16 protein-coding genes are annotated in these 14888 nt (G+C 54.5%); 1 reads left to right on the forward strand and 15 read right to left on the reverse strand.

Annotation, left to right across the window (positions count from 1 at the left end):
- Positions 1–119: 119 nt before the first annotated feature.
- Positions 120–587: an Lrp/AsnC family transcriptional regulator gene (locus K7H08_RS14095; RefSeq protein WP_231658295.1), complete on the forward strand. Its 468-nt coding sequence runs from the start codon at positions 120–122 to the stop codon at positions 585–587.
- Between the two features lie 49 nt (positions 588–636).
- Here K7H08_RS14095 and K7H08_RS14100 read toward each other — a convergent pair whose 3' ends face one another.
- From K7H08_RS14100 to purU, 15 genes are all read right to left on the reverse strand, one after another.
- Positions 637–1896: a TRAP transporter large permease gene (locus tag K7H08_RS14100; RefSeq protein ID WP_095604646.1), complete on the reverse strand. Its 1260-nt coding sequence runs from the start codon at positions 1894–1896 to the stop codon at positions 637–639.
- A complete protein-coding gene (locus tag K7H08_RS14105) occupies positions 1893–2441 on the reverse strand; it encodes a TRAP transporter small permease (protein WP_120385838.1) in 549 nt (182 codons plus the stop codon). The genes K7H08_RS14100 and K7H08_RS14105 overlap by 4 nt, the downstream gene beginning before the upstream one ends.
- Before the next feature lie 54 nt (positions 2442–2495).
- Positions 2496–3482, reverse strand: coding sequence for a TRAP transporter substrate-binding protein (locus tag K7H08_RS14110; RefSeq protein WP_038480909.1), 987 nt, complete (start codon positions 3480–3482; stop codon positions 2496–2498).
- A gap of 172 nt (positions 3483–3654) precedes the next feature.
- Complete coding sequence (locus K7H08_RS14115) at positions 3655–4641, reverse strand: amidohydrolase family protein (RefSeq protein WP_231658296.1); 987 nt, start codon at positions 4639–4641, stop codon at positions 3655–3657.
- Complete coding sequence (locus K7H08_RS14120) at positions 4638–5210, reverse strand: 3-hydroxyanthranilate 3,4-dioxygenase (RefSeq protein WP_038480902.1); 573 nt, start codon at positions 5208–5210, stop codon at positions 4638–4640. Before K7H08_RS14120 ends, K7H08_RS14115 begins: the two co-directional genes overlap by 4 nt.
- A 10-nt stretch (positions 5211–5220) precedes the next feature.
- Positions 5221–5643 (reverse strand): RidA family protein, encoded by a 423-nt coding sequence (locus tag K7H08_RS14125; protein ID WP_038480899.1) that lies wholly within the window; start codon positions 5641–5643, stop codon positions 5221–5223.
- A 21-nt stretch (positions 5644–5664) separates the two neighbouring features.
- Complete coding sequence (locus K7H08_RS14130; RefSeq protein WP_038480896.1) at positions 5665–6432, reverse strand: 2-keto-4-pentenoate hydratase; 768 nt, start codon at positions 6430–6432, stop codon at positions 5665–5667.
- A complete protein-coding gene (gene dmpG / locus K7H08_RS14135; RefSeq protein ID WP_231658337.1) occupies positions 6429–7451 on the reverse strand; it encodes a 4-hydroxy-2-oxovalerate aldolase in 1023 nt (340 codons plus the stop codon). The genes K7H08_RS14130 and dmpG overlap by 4 nt, the downstream gene beginning before the upstream one ends.
- 11 nt (positions 7452–7462) lie before the next feature.
- Positions 7463–8404: an acetaldehyde dehydrogenase (acetylating) gene (locus K7H08_RS14140; protein ID WP_231658297.1), complete on the reverse strand. Its 942-nt coding sequence runs from the start codon at positions 8402–8404 to the stop codon at positions 7463–7465.
- Positions 8405–8415: 11 nt separating this feature from the next.
- Positions 8416–9228: a 2-keto-4-pentenoate hydratase gene (locus K7H08_RS14145; protein ID WP_269438909.1), complete on the reverse strand. Its 813-nt coding sequence runs from the start codon at positions 9226–9228 to the stop codon at positions 8416–8418.
- Between the two features lie 14 nt (positions 9229–9242).
- On the reverse strand, positions 9243–10709 hold the full coding sequence (locus K7H08_RS14150) for a 2-hydroxymuconic semialdehyde dehydrogenase (RefSeq protein WP_231658299.1): 1467 nt from the start codon (positions 10707–10709) through the stop codon (positions 9243–9245).
- Positions 10710–10932: 223 nt separating this feature from the next.
- Entirely contained in the window at positions 10933–11865 is a 933-nt protein-coding gene (locus tag K7H08_RS14155; RefSeq protein ID WP_231658300.1) for a LysR family transcriptional regulator, read from the reverse strand.
- 280 nt (positions 11866–12145) lie between these two features.
- A complete protein-coding gene (locus K7H08_RS14160; RefSeq protein WP_231658301.1) occupies positions 12146–12328 on the reverse strand; it encodes a hypothetical protein in 183 nt (60 codons plus the stop codon).
- Positions 12322–13704, reverse strand: coding sequence for an L-serine ammonia-lyase (locus tag K7H08_RS14165; protein ID WP_231658302.1), 1383 nt, complete (start codon positions 13702–13704; stop codon positions 12322–12324). The genes K7H08_RS14160 and K7H08_RS14165 overlap by 7 nt, the downstream gene beginning before the upstream one ends.
- A gap of 268 nt (positions 13705–13972) precedes the next feature.
- Positions 13973–14839, reverse strand: coding sequence for a formyltetrahydrofolate deformylase (purU, locus tag K7H08_RS14170; protein ID WP_095604658.1), 867 nt, complete (start codon positions 14837–14839; stop codon positions 13973–13975).
- Positions 14840–14888 lie beyond the last annotated feature (49 nt).

A 14888-nucleotide genomic window follows, 5' to 3' on the forward strand; every position in this document is an offset into this window, starting at 1 on the left:
TAATTGAGTTGGATACCTGTGCAAAATTCTAAAAGGAATACGTGGGGAAAGGTTTGCGTAATTCAGCGATAAAGGGCCAATATGTGCAATATTTTTGCACTAAACCAAGGATAAATACATTGGAAAACTTAGATCGCTTTGATCGACGAATTCTTCACGCTCTACAGCGTGATGCGCGCCTGACCCTGACCGCTCTGGCCGAGACGGTAAATCTCTCTCCCAGCCAGTGCTCACGACGTATCGTCCGACTGGAGGAAAATGGAGTTACCCAGGGGCACGCCCTGCGCCTCGACCCGGAAGCGCTAGGGCTTAAAGTCACCGCCTTTATTTTTCTCTCGATGGATAAAGCCCGCATGGCTTCACCCAGCGACGCTGTGGCAGAGTTATTAACAAGGGATGAAGTTATCGACTGCCACGCAATTACCGGCAACCACGACTTTATTCTCAAAGTCATGGTGGAAGATTTGAGCGAGCTATCGCGCTTTCTTTCCACCGCAGTAACCAGCTTGCCCGGGATACGTGACATTGCCACTCAGGTGGCCATGAATACCCTTAAGGTCAACGGCCCCCTCAAAGTTCTACTCTGAAGGAGCCGTTGTGTTTTTAGTAGGCGTTGGCAATGAGTGCTAGCGGATTTCAGAGCAGCGCCAGGGTCAGCCAGGGCTGCCAGGCCAGGAGTACCAGCGCGATTAAGCTCATCGCCAAGAACGGTAATAGCGCACGAAAGATCTGCATCGGTGGCACGCCGGTCATGGAGGAACTAATAAACAGCCCCGCCCCTACCGGCGGCGTCAGAAGCCCCAGCACCAGGGTCAAGGAAACCACCACGCCGAACTGGTAGGGGGTGATATCAAACTGCTGGGTGGCGATAGGTAACAGAATCGGCACTACCAGGATGAGCGCAGCGATACCGTCGATGATCATTCCCACTAGCAATAGCACACCGATTACCAGCAGCAGAAAAATAAAGGGATCCGTGGTCAGTGAGGCGATCCAAGCGGCAGCCATCTGCGGCAGTTGCTCATAGATGATCACCCAGCCGAAGACACCGGCAGCAGCGATCAACATAATCACCAGGCCAGCATTAAAGGCCGTACGCCGCAGAATATCGGGTAAGCGCGCGAAAGTTAGGTCGCGGTAGACATAGCGGCCAATCAGTAGGGCCGCCAGGGAAGCGAGGGCTGCCGACTCGGTAGGTGTGGCCAAACCGCTTAGGATGCCACCGATGATGATCAGCGGAATCGACATCGCCGGCACTCCCATCAGCAGGTAGGCGCGCGCTTGGTCACGACTTGGCCAGTCACCTTTGGGATACTGTTCCACTAAGCCGATGACAGTGATGGCAATAAAGAACAGTAGCCCCATCAACAAACCAGGCAAAATGCCAGCGACGAACATATCGGCGATGGGCACCTGGGCGATCACTCCATATAGCACGAAGAGCATTGATGGAGGGATAATCGGTGACATCAGCCCACCTGCAGCGGTAATCGCGGCGCTAAAAGGTTTGTCGTAACCCTCCTGCTCCATGGCAGGCACCATGGCCCGTGACATGATGGCGATCTGCGAAGCCGCTGAGCCAACAATGGCCGCCATCATCATATTGGCCACCAGGTTGATATACACCAGCCCCCCGCGAAAGCCACCGACAAGGATTCGCGCCAGGTCTATTAGCCGCCGTGTCAAACCTCCTTCATTCATCAGCTCACCTGCCAGCATAAAGAGTGGAATCGCTAGCAAACCATAGTGCTCGATGGCACCGAATAACTGTTGGGGATAAGAAACGAACAGCAGGGTGTTGCCGGAAGCGACGATATACCAAGCAGCGGTTAACGCCAGCACCAGAGCAATCGGTACCGCTCCCAGTAGCAATAAGGTAAATACGGCGAGCGTCATGCCAGACTCCTTTTTCCAGACAACAGCCCCTTCAGGCTGTCGATCAAGTTAACCAGCCCGTGCAGTCCCAGCGAGATCGAGAAGACCGGTATACAGAGCCAAGACAAGTATTTGGGCAGCCCTAGGGTTCTTGTTCGCTCGGAGTAAATGAAATTAAAGCTTTCCGCCTGGAAGGCACTGGTATCGAAGCCCACCCTCCATAACGTTAGTGGGTCATACCAGCGCCAGCACAACCACAGCATCAGTGCGGCAAACAACAGCACAATGGCATCTACTGTGAGTCGGGAAAGCACCTGAAACCGGAGTGGAAGCGAATCAGTGAGTAGTGTCACCGCAATGCCTTCGCGGCGCTTGAGCACTACCGAGGTAGTCAAAAAAGTCATCCATACCATGGCATGAATGGCCAGTTCTTCGACCCAATAGAGCGGGCTGCCTAGCATCCGGGTCACGATATTGAGCAGAATCAACCCGGTGACAGCTGCCGCCAGCAGCGCCGCGACAGCGACCTCGAGCCGAGCCAGTCCATGGGAAATTTGCTTGAGCATAGATGGCTCCAACCCCAGGCTACCCTGGGGCACTTATTAACACGTCAAGAAGAATTACTCAGCCTTCAGCTGAGCAGCCGTTTCACGCAGCTCCAATAGGACCGGAGCCTTATCAGCCCAGATACCCTCCCAGCGCTCAACAGCCTCCTGGAAGAAGCTTTGGTCAACCTCGACCACGCGGATGTCTTGCTCGCGTAGCGAGGCTTCCTGTGCTGGCTCACGCTCTAACACGCTGTCAATGACGCCGCTCAGGTGCTCTTGCATAGTGGTTCTGATCAGTTCCCGATCGGTTTCTTCAAGCTCACGCCAGACGCGCCCAGACACTACCCCTACCATCGGAAACATCATGTGGTTGGAGATCAGCAGATGCTCTGCCTGATCATAGAATTTAAGTGCCTCGATAGCCTCGAAATCCATATCGATGGCATCTACTTGACCGTTTGCCAGAGCGTCGTAAACATCCGGTAAGGGCAGCGGTGTTGGCGCTGTTCCAGCCGCTAAGTAGAAGTCACGAATCGGCTCGAAGGGGGTGATGCGCAGTCGCAGTCCCTCGAGATTCTCAGGCGAGTCGATGCTATTACGGCTGAGGATTTGACGCATGCCGGACATGCCATAGCCAATGCCGACTAATCCCGTTTGGGCTGGCAGTAGTTCAAGCAGGTCGGTTGCGGTATCGGAGCGAAGCAGGCGCGCGGCATGTGCCACATCCTCTACCAGGTAGGGTGCATAGAGAGCGCCAAAGTCAGGCGCTCGGTTAGACATTTCGGCAATGGTTAGAAAGGCCATATCCAGCGATCCCGCTTGCAGCTGCTGCACCATTTGTGCCTCGTTTCCCAACTGCTGAGAAGGAAAGACGCTAACGCTATGCTCACCGCCACTAGCAGCGGCCAGATCATCGCCAAAGGCTTCGGCTGCTTGCGTCCAAAGATGGGAAGGCGGCGTAATCATGCCCAAGCGAAAATCCCGCGCCTGAGCGCTCCAGGAAACCATGGTCAGGCCAATGGCAAAGGTAGCAGATACCAGTTTGTTGACGTTATTCATGAGGATATCTCAGCTTTTTTATGTTGTTAGAATCACGCCTGGATCTATCCCAAACGCGGCAGGTGGATGCTTAAGAAGTCTAGCCAGGGCAGCTATTATTTATAAATCAACCATTCCTCCTCAGATATTGATTTATGGAATACCTGAGGCGTATGCGCTTTCTGTACGGGCGCTAAATTCCAAAAAAGTCGCGGGCATTACCGGCCAGGATTCGCGACTTATCCTCTGCCGCCAGTGTTGGGTGTTCACTAACGCCTGCGCCAATAGACTGCTCTCCCAGGGGGAAAGGAGCATCCGAACCGAGCATCACCCGATCACTGCCCATCACGTCGACTAGCAAACTCAGCGCGCCATCATCGAAAACCGCCGAGTCCACATAGAAGCGTTTTACATAGCTGGAGGGCAGGCTAGGACAGTCTTCGCGCACGATGTCGCGATGGCGCCAAGCGTTGTCGGCCCGCCCCAGCAAATAAGCAAAGCCACCACCCCCATGGGCAAAGCAGAGTTTTAGCGACGTAGGGATACGCTCAAAGGCGCCGGACAGGATCAGTGACAGAATCCCCAGCTGGGTCTCCGCTGGCATTGCCACCAGCCAGGGCAGCATCCACTTTTTCATGCGCCCATCGGTCATCATGTCCCAAGGGTGCACAAGCAGCGGTATGCCCTCCGCGGCACAGTGCTGCAGAAAGGTAACCAAGCCCTCCTCGTCCAGATCTTTAGGGCCGACATGGTTGCCAATCTGCACACCTAAGTGGCCATCCTTCTTGGCGCGGCTCGCTTCCCGGCAGGCAGCATCAATGTCCTGCAACGGAACCTGGGCGAGAACCTTGAGGCGATCCGGTGCCGTGGCTGTCATCTCAAGGGCTTTATCATTCATTAGCCGAGCCCAGGGCATCGCTCGACTCACCGGTTGGTCGTAGCCGAACATCACCGGCGTGGCACACATGACCTGCACGTCGAGGCCCTGTTCGTCCAGATAGGCCAGACGCTGCTCAGCATCCCAGAGGAGATCGTTGACCGGCCGGAAAGGCTTATCACCGACCATGATCTGGCCACTACGCCCCTCGGTTTTCAGCCAAGGCGCTCGCTCGGGATCAAGCTGTGCCGCTTCGGCCTGACTGATCCGCGGCATGAAATGAGAGTGAATATCAATTTTCATTGACCGTGCACCTCGCTGAGCATGCGATGCCAGGTTTCCCAGTCACGTCCGGGATGAATTTCGCCACAGTTGCTGCAACGACGCTCCTCCTCACTCGTGGCATAGAAGCGCTCGTAAACCGGCGGCAAGTCCGTGACGATGCTCTCCAGCTGCATTTCGTAGCGCTTGATGAGGTTGCCACAGCGCGCGCAGGACCATTGCAGCGCGTCATGCAGCCCCTGGGGCCGAGTCTTTTCGATAACCATGCAGAGACTGCCGGGCTCTGGACGCTGGGGAGAATGAATCACATGAGGGGCCATCAGGTAGATATCTCCTTCCTTGAGATCAATTCGCTCATAGCGACCATCGTTCCAAATGTTCAGGTAGGCATTGCCCTTGAACTGGTAGAAGAACTCTTCTACCGGGTCATCGTGGAAGTCGGTTCGCTGGTTGGGGCCACCCACCACGGTGATCATATAATCGCTGTCTTTCCAGACCTGCTGATTGCCTACCGGCGGCTTGAGCAGATGGGCATGCTCTTCAATCCAGCGATTAAAATTGAGCGGTGCGCTGTAGTGATGCTTATCCATGGAAGTCACCTCACTGAGTTGGGGCGTAAGCGATCGCTTTGATCTCGATACGCAAATGGGGATGGGGGAGCTGATGCACGGCCACCGTCGTCCGGGTCGGGCCCTGCTCGTCAAAATATTCGGCATAAACGGCGTTGTAGCCGCCAAAATCGTTCATATCGACCAGGAAGGTGCTGATCTCCACCACGTTAGCCAGGCGCGCTCCTTCGCTAGCAAGGATGTCGCGAATATTCTCAATCACTGCCCGCGTCTGAGCGCGAATATCAAGCTGAGTGGTCCCCATCTCATCGACGTCGACGCCTTCGAAACTGTTATCTGGGCGACGCGAGCTGGTACCAGAGACGAACAAAAAGTCTCCGGCGCGTTTGATATGAGGAAAGGCGCCCCGGGGTTTGGCCTTACCCTCAACCAGGGTGGCACGGCTGGTATGCATGACATGCTCCTTGCTATTGAATTAGCGGCAGGTGAACGCGGATTCACCGAAACCGGCAATTTCTACACTGACGTGGACGCCTGGGCGCAACGCTTCAGCGGCAGTGGCGGCTCCGGCCATGATCAGGCTGCCAGCGGGCAGGCTGAGTCCCGCCTCGCTAACCAACTTGGAGGCCTCAGCCACGCTGCGCAGCGGATTACCGAGAATCGCGGCGGTGGAGCCGACCTGCGCCAGTTGACCATCCAGGCGCATCAGCACTCCGGCGTTGTCCAGGCCCGAGAGGTTCCGGGACCAGGGCCCCACCACCAAGCCAGAGGAGGAGCAGTTGTCTGCCACCACGTCTTCAAGACTAAATTTGAACGCCTCATAGCGGGAGTCGATAATCTCGATGGCCGGCGCGACTGCCTCAATATGCTCGGCAGCCTCCAATAGGGTCAGTGGGCGGTCGATAGCGCGACCAACCAGGAAGCACACTTCCGGCTCGGCACGAGGGTGGATATAACGCGACAGCGCCACTTCGCCACCGTCCTCTTCCAGCATGGCATCGGTAAGCCAGCCCCAGATCAGGCTGTCCACACCCATTTGCTGCATTTTGGCGCGGCTAGTGAAGCCCAACTTGATACCAATGCTGCGCTCGCCGTCTGCGTAGCGGCGCTGCATGGAGACGCGCTGGATCTCATAGGCCTGCGCCAAAGAAAAAGGCGTATGGGTGCTGAACTGAGCCAGTGGTTCGGCATGTCGAGCAGCCTGATCCAGTGCCGTGGCGATGGTGGAAATATTGATGCTCATGCGGGCTCTCCCTGTTTAGCCAGAAGATCCAGCGCCACGTCGACGATCATATCTTCCTGGCCACCCACCATCTTGCGGCGGCCCAGCTCCACTAAAATATCAATCGTTTTCAAACCATAACGCTCGGCGGCAGCCTCTGCGTGGCGCAGAAAACTGGAATAAACGCCCGCATAACCTAACGCCAGGGTCTCGCGATCTACCCGCACTGGACGGTCCTGCAGCGGTCGCACTATATCGTCGGCGGCGTCTATCAAGGTGTAGAGGTCAGTGCCGTGATTCCAGCCCATGCGTTCGGCAGCGGCAATGAAGACTTCCAAGGGAGCATTGCCAGCGCCGGCCCCCATGCCTGCAAGGCTGGCGTCGACCCGGTCACAGCCTGCTTCCACTGCAGCCATAGAGTTAGCCACGCCGAGACTCAGGTTATGATGGGCATGGATGCCTAGTTGAGTCGCTGGATTGAGCACTGCTTTCATGGCGCTTACGCGATCATGCACGCCATCCATAGTCAGGGCGCCGCCAGAATCCACCACGTAAATGGTCTGGGCACCGAAGGACTCCATCAGCCTCCCCTGCTCGGCCAGCCCCTCGGGCGTCTGCATGTGGCTCATCATTAAAAAGCCCACGGTATCCATACCCAGCTTGCGAGCATGCTCGATGTGCTGGCGGGAGACATCCGCTTCGGTGCAGTGGGTAGCAATCCGAGCCCCCCGGGCACCAGCAGCATAGGCGGCGTCCAGGTCATGTACGGTGCCAATTCCAGGCAACAACAGGGTGGTGATCATGGCATGCTCGACCACCTCGGCCACTGCGGCAATCCACTCCAGGTCACTGTGGGCTCCAAAGCCGTAGTTGAAGCTGGATCCTTGCAAACCGTCACCATGGGCGACTTCAATAGAGTCCACTTTAGCTGCGTCGAGCGCGCGGGCAATTTGCTGGACATCCTCAATGCTGTACTGATGACGCACTGCATGACTGCCATCACGCAAGGTCACATCAGAGATATAAAGTTTCTTGTTCATCATGAAGCTCCTCAGGCAATGGCGGCCAGCAAGCGGGTTTCAGCGAGGCGCTCAGCACAGCTCTTCGCAGCGGAGGTCATAATGTCCAGGTTGCCGGCATAGGCGGGTAAATAGTGGGCAGCCCCTTCGACCTCCAGAAAGATCGAGGTTTTGAGACCGTGAGTCAGGCCAAGGCCGGGTAAGTTAACCGGACACTCCACGGGCACTGACTCGAACTGCACCTGCTGTTTAAGGCGATAGCCCGGCACATAGGCTTGCACCGCAGCCACCATTGCATTGATAGAGGCTTCAATGGCGTTTCGGTCTGCCTCCTCAGAGAGTACGAAAACGCTATCGCGCATGATCAATGGAGGCTCGGCAGGATTGAGTACGATGATTGCCTTACCCTTGGCAGCACCGCCACAGGATTCGATGGCCTGGGAGGTGGTCTCGGTAAATTCATCAATATTGGCGCGGGTACCCGGGCCAGCAGACTTGCTGGAAATAGAGGCGACAATCTCGCCGTAGTGCACCCTGGCAACCTGGGCAACTGCTGCTACCATGGGGATGGTGGCCTGGCCGCCACACGTAACCATATTGATATTCGGGGCGTCCAGATGCTCATCCATATTGATCGACGGAATCACATAGGGACCAATGGCTGCCGGGGTCAGGTCGATGACGTTGATGCCACGATCTTGTAGCATCTCGTTGTGACGCTTATGGGCGCCAGCAGAAGTGGCGTCAAAGACGATTTTGATGTCGTCAACATTCTCCATGGCCAGCAGACCATCAATTCCCTCGGCAGTCGTAGGGACGCCGAAGCGCTGGGCGCGCGCTAAACCGTCTGAGGCCGAATCAATTCCCACCATGGCTCCCATTTCAAGGTACTGGCCGTGCCGCAGAATTTTAATCATCAGGTCGGTGCCGATATTGCCGGAGCCAATGATGGCCACTTTGACTTTTTTGCTCATGATCTTTTCTCTCATTGTGGCTTGGCGAAAGCAGCGGTCACACCACCCAGGCCTTGTATTTCGGCGTGAAAGATATCGCCTGCTGCTGCGGGCACCATGGGGCCAAGAGCACCGGTAAGCAGAATGTCACCAGCGCGCAACGGCTCCCCAAAGCGGGCCATGGTATCGGCCAGCCATACGGCGGCATTCAAGGGATTGTCGAGACAGGCAGCACCCGCACCCACTGACACTGGCTCACCGCGCAAGGTCATCTTCATACCGCAACGCACTAAGTCGAGAACCTCCAGCTTCACTGGACGGCTGCCGAGTACAAAGCAGCCCGATGAGGCGTTGTCGGCGATGGTGTCCTCAAGGCGGATATCCCATTTAGCGATGCGACTCCCCACCACCTCAATGGCAGGTAAAGCGAAGGCGGTAGCCCGAATCAGATCCGCTAAGGTATGGCGCTCGTGATCCAGGTCATGCGCCAGCACCAGAGCGATCTCCGCTTCCACTTTGGGCTGAAGCACGGCATCCACTGCGATAGGCTGACCGTCACCCACCGCCATATCGGCGAAAAGCACTCCGAAATCAGGCTGATTAACCCCTAACTGCTGCTGTACGGAGCGAGAAGTAAGCCCTACCTTAAAGCCCACTTGGCGGCGCCCCTGCTCCCGGGCTAGGCGAGTGTTGTGCTGTTGGACGGCGTAGGCTAAGACCACCGGGTCAGCGGCGTTCTCCTCCACCTGGGCACGGGCAATCAGCTCACGCACCGGCTTACAGGGCTGTCCTGTCGCCTGGGCTTGGCTGAGGCGCTCTGCGGCCTCGATCAGGGCAGTATGCATAGCAATCTCCTCGCTCACGGGTTAACGCAGATGGTGGTCAGTTCGGAATAAAAATCGAGGGAGTGGCGGCCGCCCTCGCGTCCAAGGCCAGAAAGCCGCGCTCCTCCGAAGGGCGTGCGCAAGTCGCGCAGGAACCAGGTATTGACCCATACCATGCCCACATGAAACTGACGAGAAACTCGGTGGGCACGGCCCAGATCCTGGGTCCAAAGCGCTGTTGCCAGGCCATAAACGGTATTGTTAACCCGCTCGATCACCTCATCCTCACGGTCGAAGGGGGCGATATGGCAGACAGGCCCAAAGACCTCCTCCTGGACACAGCGAGCATCGTCGGCTAGGCCGGTCCAGATAGTTGGCCGTACATAAGCCCCCTGATCGCGAGCATCGCCAAACGTTGGCACTTCGCCGCCAGTCACCACAGTGGCGCCCTCTTCCCGAGCTAATTCAAAGTAGCTGAGTACCTTCTCGCGATGCTGGCGAGAGATCATTGACCCCATATCAACACCGGGCTCATCCGGATAGCCGATTTTGAGCCCTTCGGCTTTCTCTTTGAGAGCGGCCACGAAACGCTCAAAAATAGGACGCTCTACATAGACTCGTTCGGAGCAGAGGCACACCTGACCGGCATTGGTGAAACTGGAGCGGGCCACGCCAGCCACCGCCGCCTCAAAATCACAGTCAGCAAAGACCACGGCGGCATTCTTGCCGCCCAATTCGAAGGAAACGTCACGAACACCCTCGGCGGCCACCTTCATGATTTCACTGCCGGTGCGAGACTCACCGGTAAAGGTGATAGCGTCTACGTCGGGGTGTTTGGTCAAAAACTCACCGGCGGAGCCTGGGCCAAAGCCATGGATCAGGTTGAATACGCCTTCGGGCAGCCCTGCGTCATGAATCACTTCGGCCAACAGAGTAGCTGTGGAGGGAGATTCTTCAGAGGGCTTAACCACTACCGAGTTACCGCAAGCCAAGGCGGGTGCCACCTTCCAGGTAAGCAACAGCATCGGTAGGTTCCAGGGGGAGATAATCGCAACCACACCATGGGGTTTACGCACCGAGTAGCTGAACACATCACTGCCATAGGGAGCACGCATCTCGAAGTAATCGCCGCCAGACTGGCGGATAAGCTCGGCAAAAGTGCGGAAGTTGTGCACACCACGCGCGATATCCAGACGGCGAGCCTGTTCCACCGGGCGACCGGTGTCGGCCACCTCTGCGGCCACAAATTCTTCAAAACGGCGCTCGATACCCGCGGCGATACGCATCAGCACATCGGCTCGTTCACTGGCACTGGTGCGGGCCCAAGGGCCAGATTGGGCGGCTTTGGCGGCACTAACGGCGCGCCCCACCAAAGCTTCGTCGGCTTCGCAGACCTGACTCAGCAAACGGCCATCGATGGGTGAGATATTGGGGAAAGTCTGTTCGGTGGCAAGAAATTCACCGCCGACATAATTGAGAAGCTGGGGGGCTATGGTCGACACGGTTGTCTCCGAAACGTTGTTTTAATTCATTTCGGAAGAGTGTAGGCAGGGCAGGTATCATTGCATAATCAATAAAAACCAATCAGGTATTTAAAAAAAGAATACCTGACCCTGTCAGCGCCCGGCCCCTCCCCATCAAGCCGCCAATCCAAAAAGGGCACCTGGTTATATAAGCGTTGTAAACTCATAGCCGTAGAACTCTGAGCGCAAAAATGCACTGAAGTCACGCCTCCTTGAGGCATTCACGAAACAGTTTTGCGGCAGGGCCTAGCTCTCGACCAGAAGCGGAAAAGCAACCGATATCGCCAAAAGCCAGCGACTTTCCGAGCTTAAAAACCTTGAGTAGCCCCGCCTCTGCGAAAGGCGAAGCCGCCTCGTAAGGCATCAAAGCAACGGTTTCTTGATCTTGCATCAAGGTTAAATTCGTCAGAATGGATAAAGACTCGACAACATTGGAGGGAACGGTCAAACCCTCTTCGGCAAAAAGTTTATCGGCAGTACGTCTTAATAATGACTCTCGAGTAGGCAGGACCCATGGAAAGGGATGTAACTTCTCAAGGGTTAACGATTGGCTTTCGTGCAGGGGATGTTTCGCACCGGCGACAATGCATAACTCTTCACTGTAGAGGGTTTCCACCGTAAGACTATTAGCCTCATCTCGCCAACGCCAGTCATCAGGAACACGTCCAACCACCAAGTCAACGTCGCCCACTTCCACTGCAGGAAACAGTTGATCCATCTGACCGACACGTAAAGACACCATGACGTTGGGTGCTCTTTGCTTAAGCAATCGGATTGCTTTTGGAAGCAAGGAAACTGACGCCGAAATCAACGTGCCGACGACGACATGACCACTGGTCCCCTCCTGAAAAGCATTCACTTCGTCTGTCAAGCTGCGCAGCTCTGCCATCAGCAGCTTTGCACGTTTCAAAACAAGCTCACCTAACTCAGTGGGAACGACCCCACGGTTCCCCCTGACGAGTAGCGGGCTGTCAAAATATACTTCTAAGTCATGTATCACTTTGCTAACGGCTGGCTGTGTCAAATTGAGCATCTGGGAAGCTCGTAGCATTGAGCCGCTTAAAACCACCTGCTCAAAGACCATTAGCTGATGAAATTTCAACTTACGTGTAATAGAGGAATCTGTGTATTTCATAGCTTTATGGCATACCGAGTGGTTGGCAATCTTTAGGTGAGCAAAACTCCATGGAATAGATCACGTAGTGCAGAACAGTGCTGCCAGCGTTAGAACCAGTCACGTTTCCATGGAGCAACCACTCAAAAAGTGGGTAACCGTAAGTACACCCTACTAGTGGTATAAGTATCAATAATTTCTCAAGTATTGTTGGAAAAGCTCATAGTGCAACACTCCAACACACAGAAAAGCCGCTACTAAAAAGTAGCGGCTTCATACTTGCCAGCATGGCACTAACGTTTTAGAAGCTGAATACAGGAATGGCGGGATCGCGCATCATTTCTGCCATTGGTCCTGGCGCCGCAACACCAACGCCTTCAAGTAGATCTTCTTGGGTGTAATCGGTGTTAGGCATTCCGACAATGAAGCGCACCCAAACGACTGATGATTTAACCACCCTGCCGGATACATTAGCGATTAACATTCAATAGCATTGACGGCCAGTCCACCTTTGGATGTTTCCTTATATTTATCAAGCATGTCTCTCCCCGTATCGCGCATAGTGCGAATGACCTTATCCAACGATATAAAGTGAGTGCCATCACCATGCAACGCCATTTGCGCTGCATTAATGGCTTTTATGGTGGCAATAGCGTTGCGCTCGATACACGGCACCTGAACCAGCCCTCCCACCGGGTCGCAGGTTAACCCTAAATTGTGTTCCAGGCCGATTTCGGCCGCATGCTCTACTTGCTCGGGCGTTCCTCCCATCACATCCGCTAAGCCAGCTGCCGCCATGGCGCACGCCGAGCCGACTTCCCCTTGGCAGCCCACTTCCGCCCCCGATATCGACGCGTTCTTCTTACAGAGAATGCCAATCGCACCTGCCGCTAGCAGAAAATCCACGACGTTTTTCTCGCAGGCGTTGGGCTGAAATTTCATATAGTAGTGCAAGACGGCAGGAATAATGCCTGCAGCGCCGTTGGTGGGCGCCGTTACCATCCGCCCACCCGCTGCATTCTCTTCATTAACCGCGAGGGCAAAAATATTGACCCACTCCATCGCTGAAAACGTCGATGCGATTAGGCAATCATTCTGTTCAGCCGCTAAAAGCCGCTGATGCAGCAGCTTAGCTCTGCGTTTTACGTTTAACCCACCCGGCAATATCCCTTCATGGGCTAACCCATTGTCAATGCATTCACACATGACTTGCCAGATTCGCCACAACTCATTTCTGACCTCGTCTTCCGTCCGCCATACTTTCTCATTCTCTAGCATTAAGCGGCTAATACTCAGCTGCTCTTTTTTACATAATGCTAGCAGCTCTTCAGCTGTATCGAAGTTGTAGGGAATAGTTGCCCCATCAAAATCCTCTAACGGCATATCTACCTGGGCTTGTTCAACAACAAAACCGCCCCCCACCGAGTAGTAGATATTTTCATGCAGCAATTCACCTTGATGTGTGAAGGCAGCAAGCCGCATGGCATTAGGATGATGAGGCAAACTCTCTTCATGAAAATAAATATCGCGATCCCAATCAAAAGCGATTGTTTTTTGGCGTCCAAGTTCTAATAACTGACTCTCTTTAAGCGACGCAATAGATGGCCTAATAATCAAAGGGTCAATCGTGTCGGGGCGCTCACCCATCAGCCCCATAATAATCGCGTGATCCGTTGCGTGCCCTACGCCCGTCGCTGACAGTGAGCCATAAAGATGAACGTCTAGATGGGCCACTTCATCAAGAAGGTCGGCGTCGCGTAGTGATGTAACATACTTAAAAGCGGCCTGCATGGGCCCGACGGTATGGGAACTGGAGGGGCCTACTCCAATCTTAAAAAGGTCGAAAACACTGATAGGCATTGGAGCACCTCTTGACGTATAAACAGGGGAAAATCAGGCGATGCCTGAAAATTTCAATAAGTTATTTATGTGATAACAAATAAAACCAATCTATCTTTTATTGAAGATATTTTTATATTTATAAAATATATACTTTTAAACACGATTTCTCACACATAACAAGGGGTTACATATCGCTCTGGCAAAAGCTTAGCAGCGACAGCAACCCAACTATAAAAGCGTGTTCGAACTGTTTGCGTTTACTAACAGTAGAATTAGGTAAAAAGCATTAGTTACCAAAAACCACCGTGCGCCCCGAGTAAAAGAACACACGACGTTCTAAATGATAGCTAATCGCTCTGGCCAGGGTGAGACACTCAATATCCCGCCCCTTGGCCACCAGATCCTCGGGATAATGGGTATGGTCGACGGGCTCGACTCCTTGAGCAATAATTGGCCCTTCATCAAGGTCATTATTAATATAATGCGCCGTTGCCCCCACCAACTTAACTCCTTTTTCGTATGCCTGATGGTAAGGCTTAGCGCCTTTAAAACCGGGCAGTAGAGAGTGATGAATATTAATAGCTCGGCCGGCTAATAGTTCACACATTGAGGGGGAAAGTACCTGCATATACCTTGCCAGCACCACCAGCTCAGCGTCAGTATCCGCGATGATTTCGCGTATCTGCGCTTCCTGCTGCAATTTCGTCTCGGGCGTGATCGGCAGGTAGTGATAGGGCAAATCGTGCCATGCTGCCAACGGCTCCAGATCAGGATGGTTGGAAATCACCGCTTTGATATCCAGCGGAAGCTGGCCCGTCCGATAACGGTAGAGCAGATCATTCAAGCAGTGATCGGCCTTGGAGACCATAATCACGGTGCCTGTGCGTTTGCCCGGCGCCGTCAGCTCAAACTGCATGTCGAATTCGCTTGCCCGCGCTACAAAATCGGCGTGAAAGCGCTCTTCATGGAACTCATCTCGCTCTGGACGAAACTCGGCACGAATAAAAAAGCGCCCGCCCAGTCGGTCATCGAAAGAGTTAAGTTCAGTGATATAGCACTGCTGCTCTTTTAAAAAGCGCGTGACGACGTCCACCGTTCCCAAACGGCTTGGGCATTGGGCGGCAAGTATCCAGGTATCACTCATTCGGCTCATAGTGCATGTATCTCTGTTAGCGGCAGAAGATAGCGGCTGAAACAGCGTT

The organism is Halomonas sp. IOP_6, from assembly GCF_021151565.1.
Lineage (GTDB): Bacteria > Pseudomonadota > Gammaproteobacteria > Pseudomonadales > Halomonadaceae > Vreelandella > Vreelandella alkaliphila.

Coding starts and splice junctions, on each gene's coding strand:
- K7H08_RS14105 (WP_120385838.1), bottom strand. CDS start 2,441: ATGCTCAAGCAAATTTCCCATGGACTGGCTCGGCTCGAGGTCGCTGTC.
- K7H08_RS14160 (WP_231658301.1), bottom strand. CDS start 12,328: ATGTTAATCGCTAATGTATCCGGCAGGGTGGTTAAATCATCAGTCGTT.
- K7H08_RS14155 (WP_231658300.1), bottom strand. CDS start 11,865: ATGAAATACACAGATTCCTCTATTACACGTAAGTTGAAATTTCATCAG.
- K7H08_RS14120 (WP_038480902.1), bottom strand. CDS start 5,210: ATGGATAAGCATCACTACAGCGCACCGCTCAATTTTAATCGCTGGATT.
- K7H08_RS14100 (WP_095604646.1), bottom strand. CDS start 1,896: ATGACGCTCGCCGTATTTACCTTATTGCTACTGGGAGCGGTACCGATT.
- K7H08_RS14115 (WP_231658296.1), bottom strand. CDS start 4,641: ATGAAAATTGATATTCACTCTCATTTCATGCCGCGGATCAGTCAGGCC.
- purU (WP_095604658.1), bottom strand. CDS start 14,839: ATGAGCCGAATGAGTGATACCTGGATACTTGCCGCCCAATGCCCAAGC.
- K7H08_RS14165 (WP_231658302.1), bottom strand. CDS start 13,704: ATGCCTATCAGTGTTTTCGACCTTTTTAAGATTGGAGTAGGCCCCTCC.
- dmpG (WP_231658337.1), bottom strand. CDS start 7,451: ATGAACAAGAAACTTTATATCTCTGATGTGACCTTGCGTGATGGCAGT.
- K7H08_RS14125 (WP_038480899.1), bottom strand. CDS start 5,643: ATGCATACCAGCCGTGCCACCCTGGTTGAGGGTAAGGCCAAACCCCGG.
- K7H08_RS14110 (WP_038480909.1), bottom strand. CDS start 3,482: ATGAATAACGTCAACAAACTGGTATCTGCTACCTTTGCCATTGGCCTG.
- K7H08_RS14145 (WP_269438909.1), bottom strand. CDS start 9,228: ATGCATACTGCCCTGATCGAGGCCGCAGAGCGCCTCAGCCAAGCCCAG.
- K7H08_RS14140 (WP_231658297.1), bottom strand. CDS start 8,404: ATGAGCAAAAAAGTCAAAGTGGCCATCATTGGCTCCGGCAATATCGGC.
- K7H08_RS14130 (WP_038480896.1), bottom strand. CDS start 6,432: ATGAGCATCAATATTTCCACCATCGCCACGGCACTGGATCAGGCTGCT.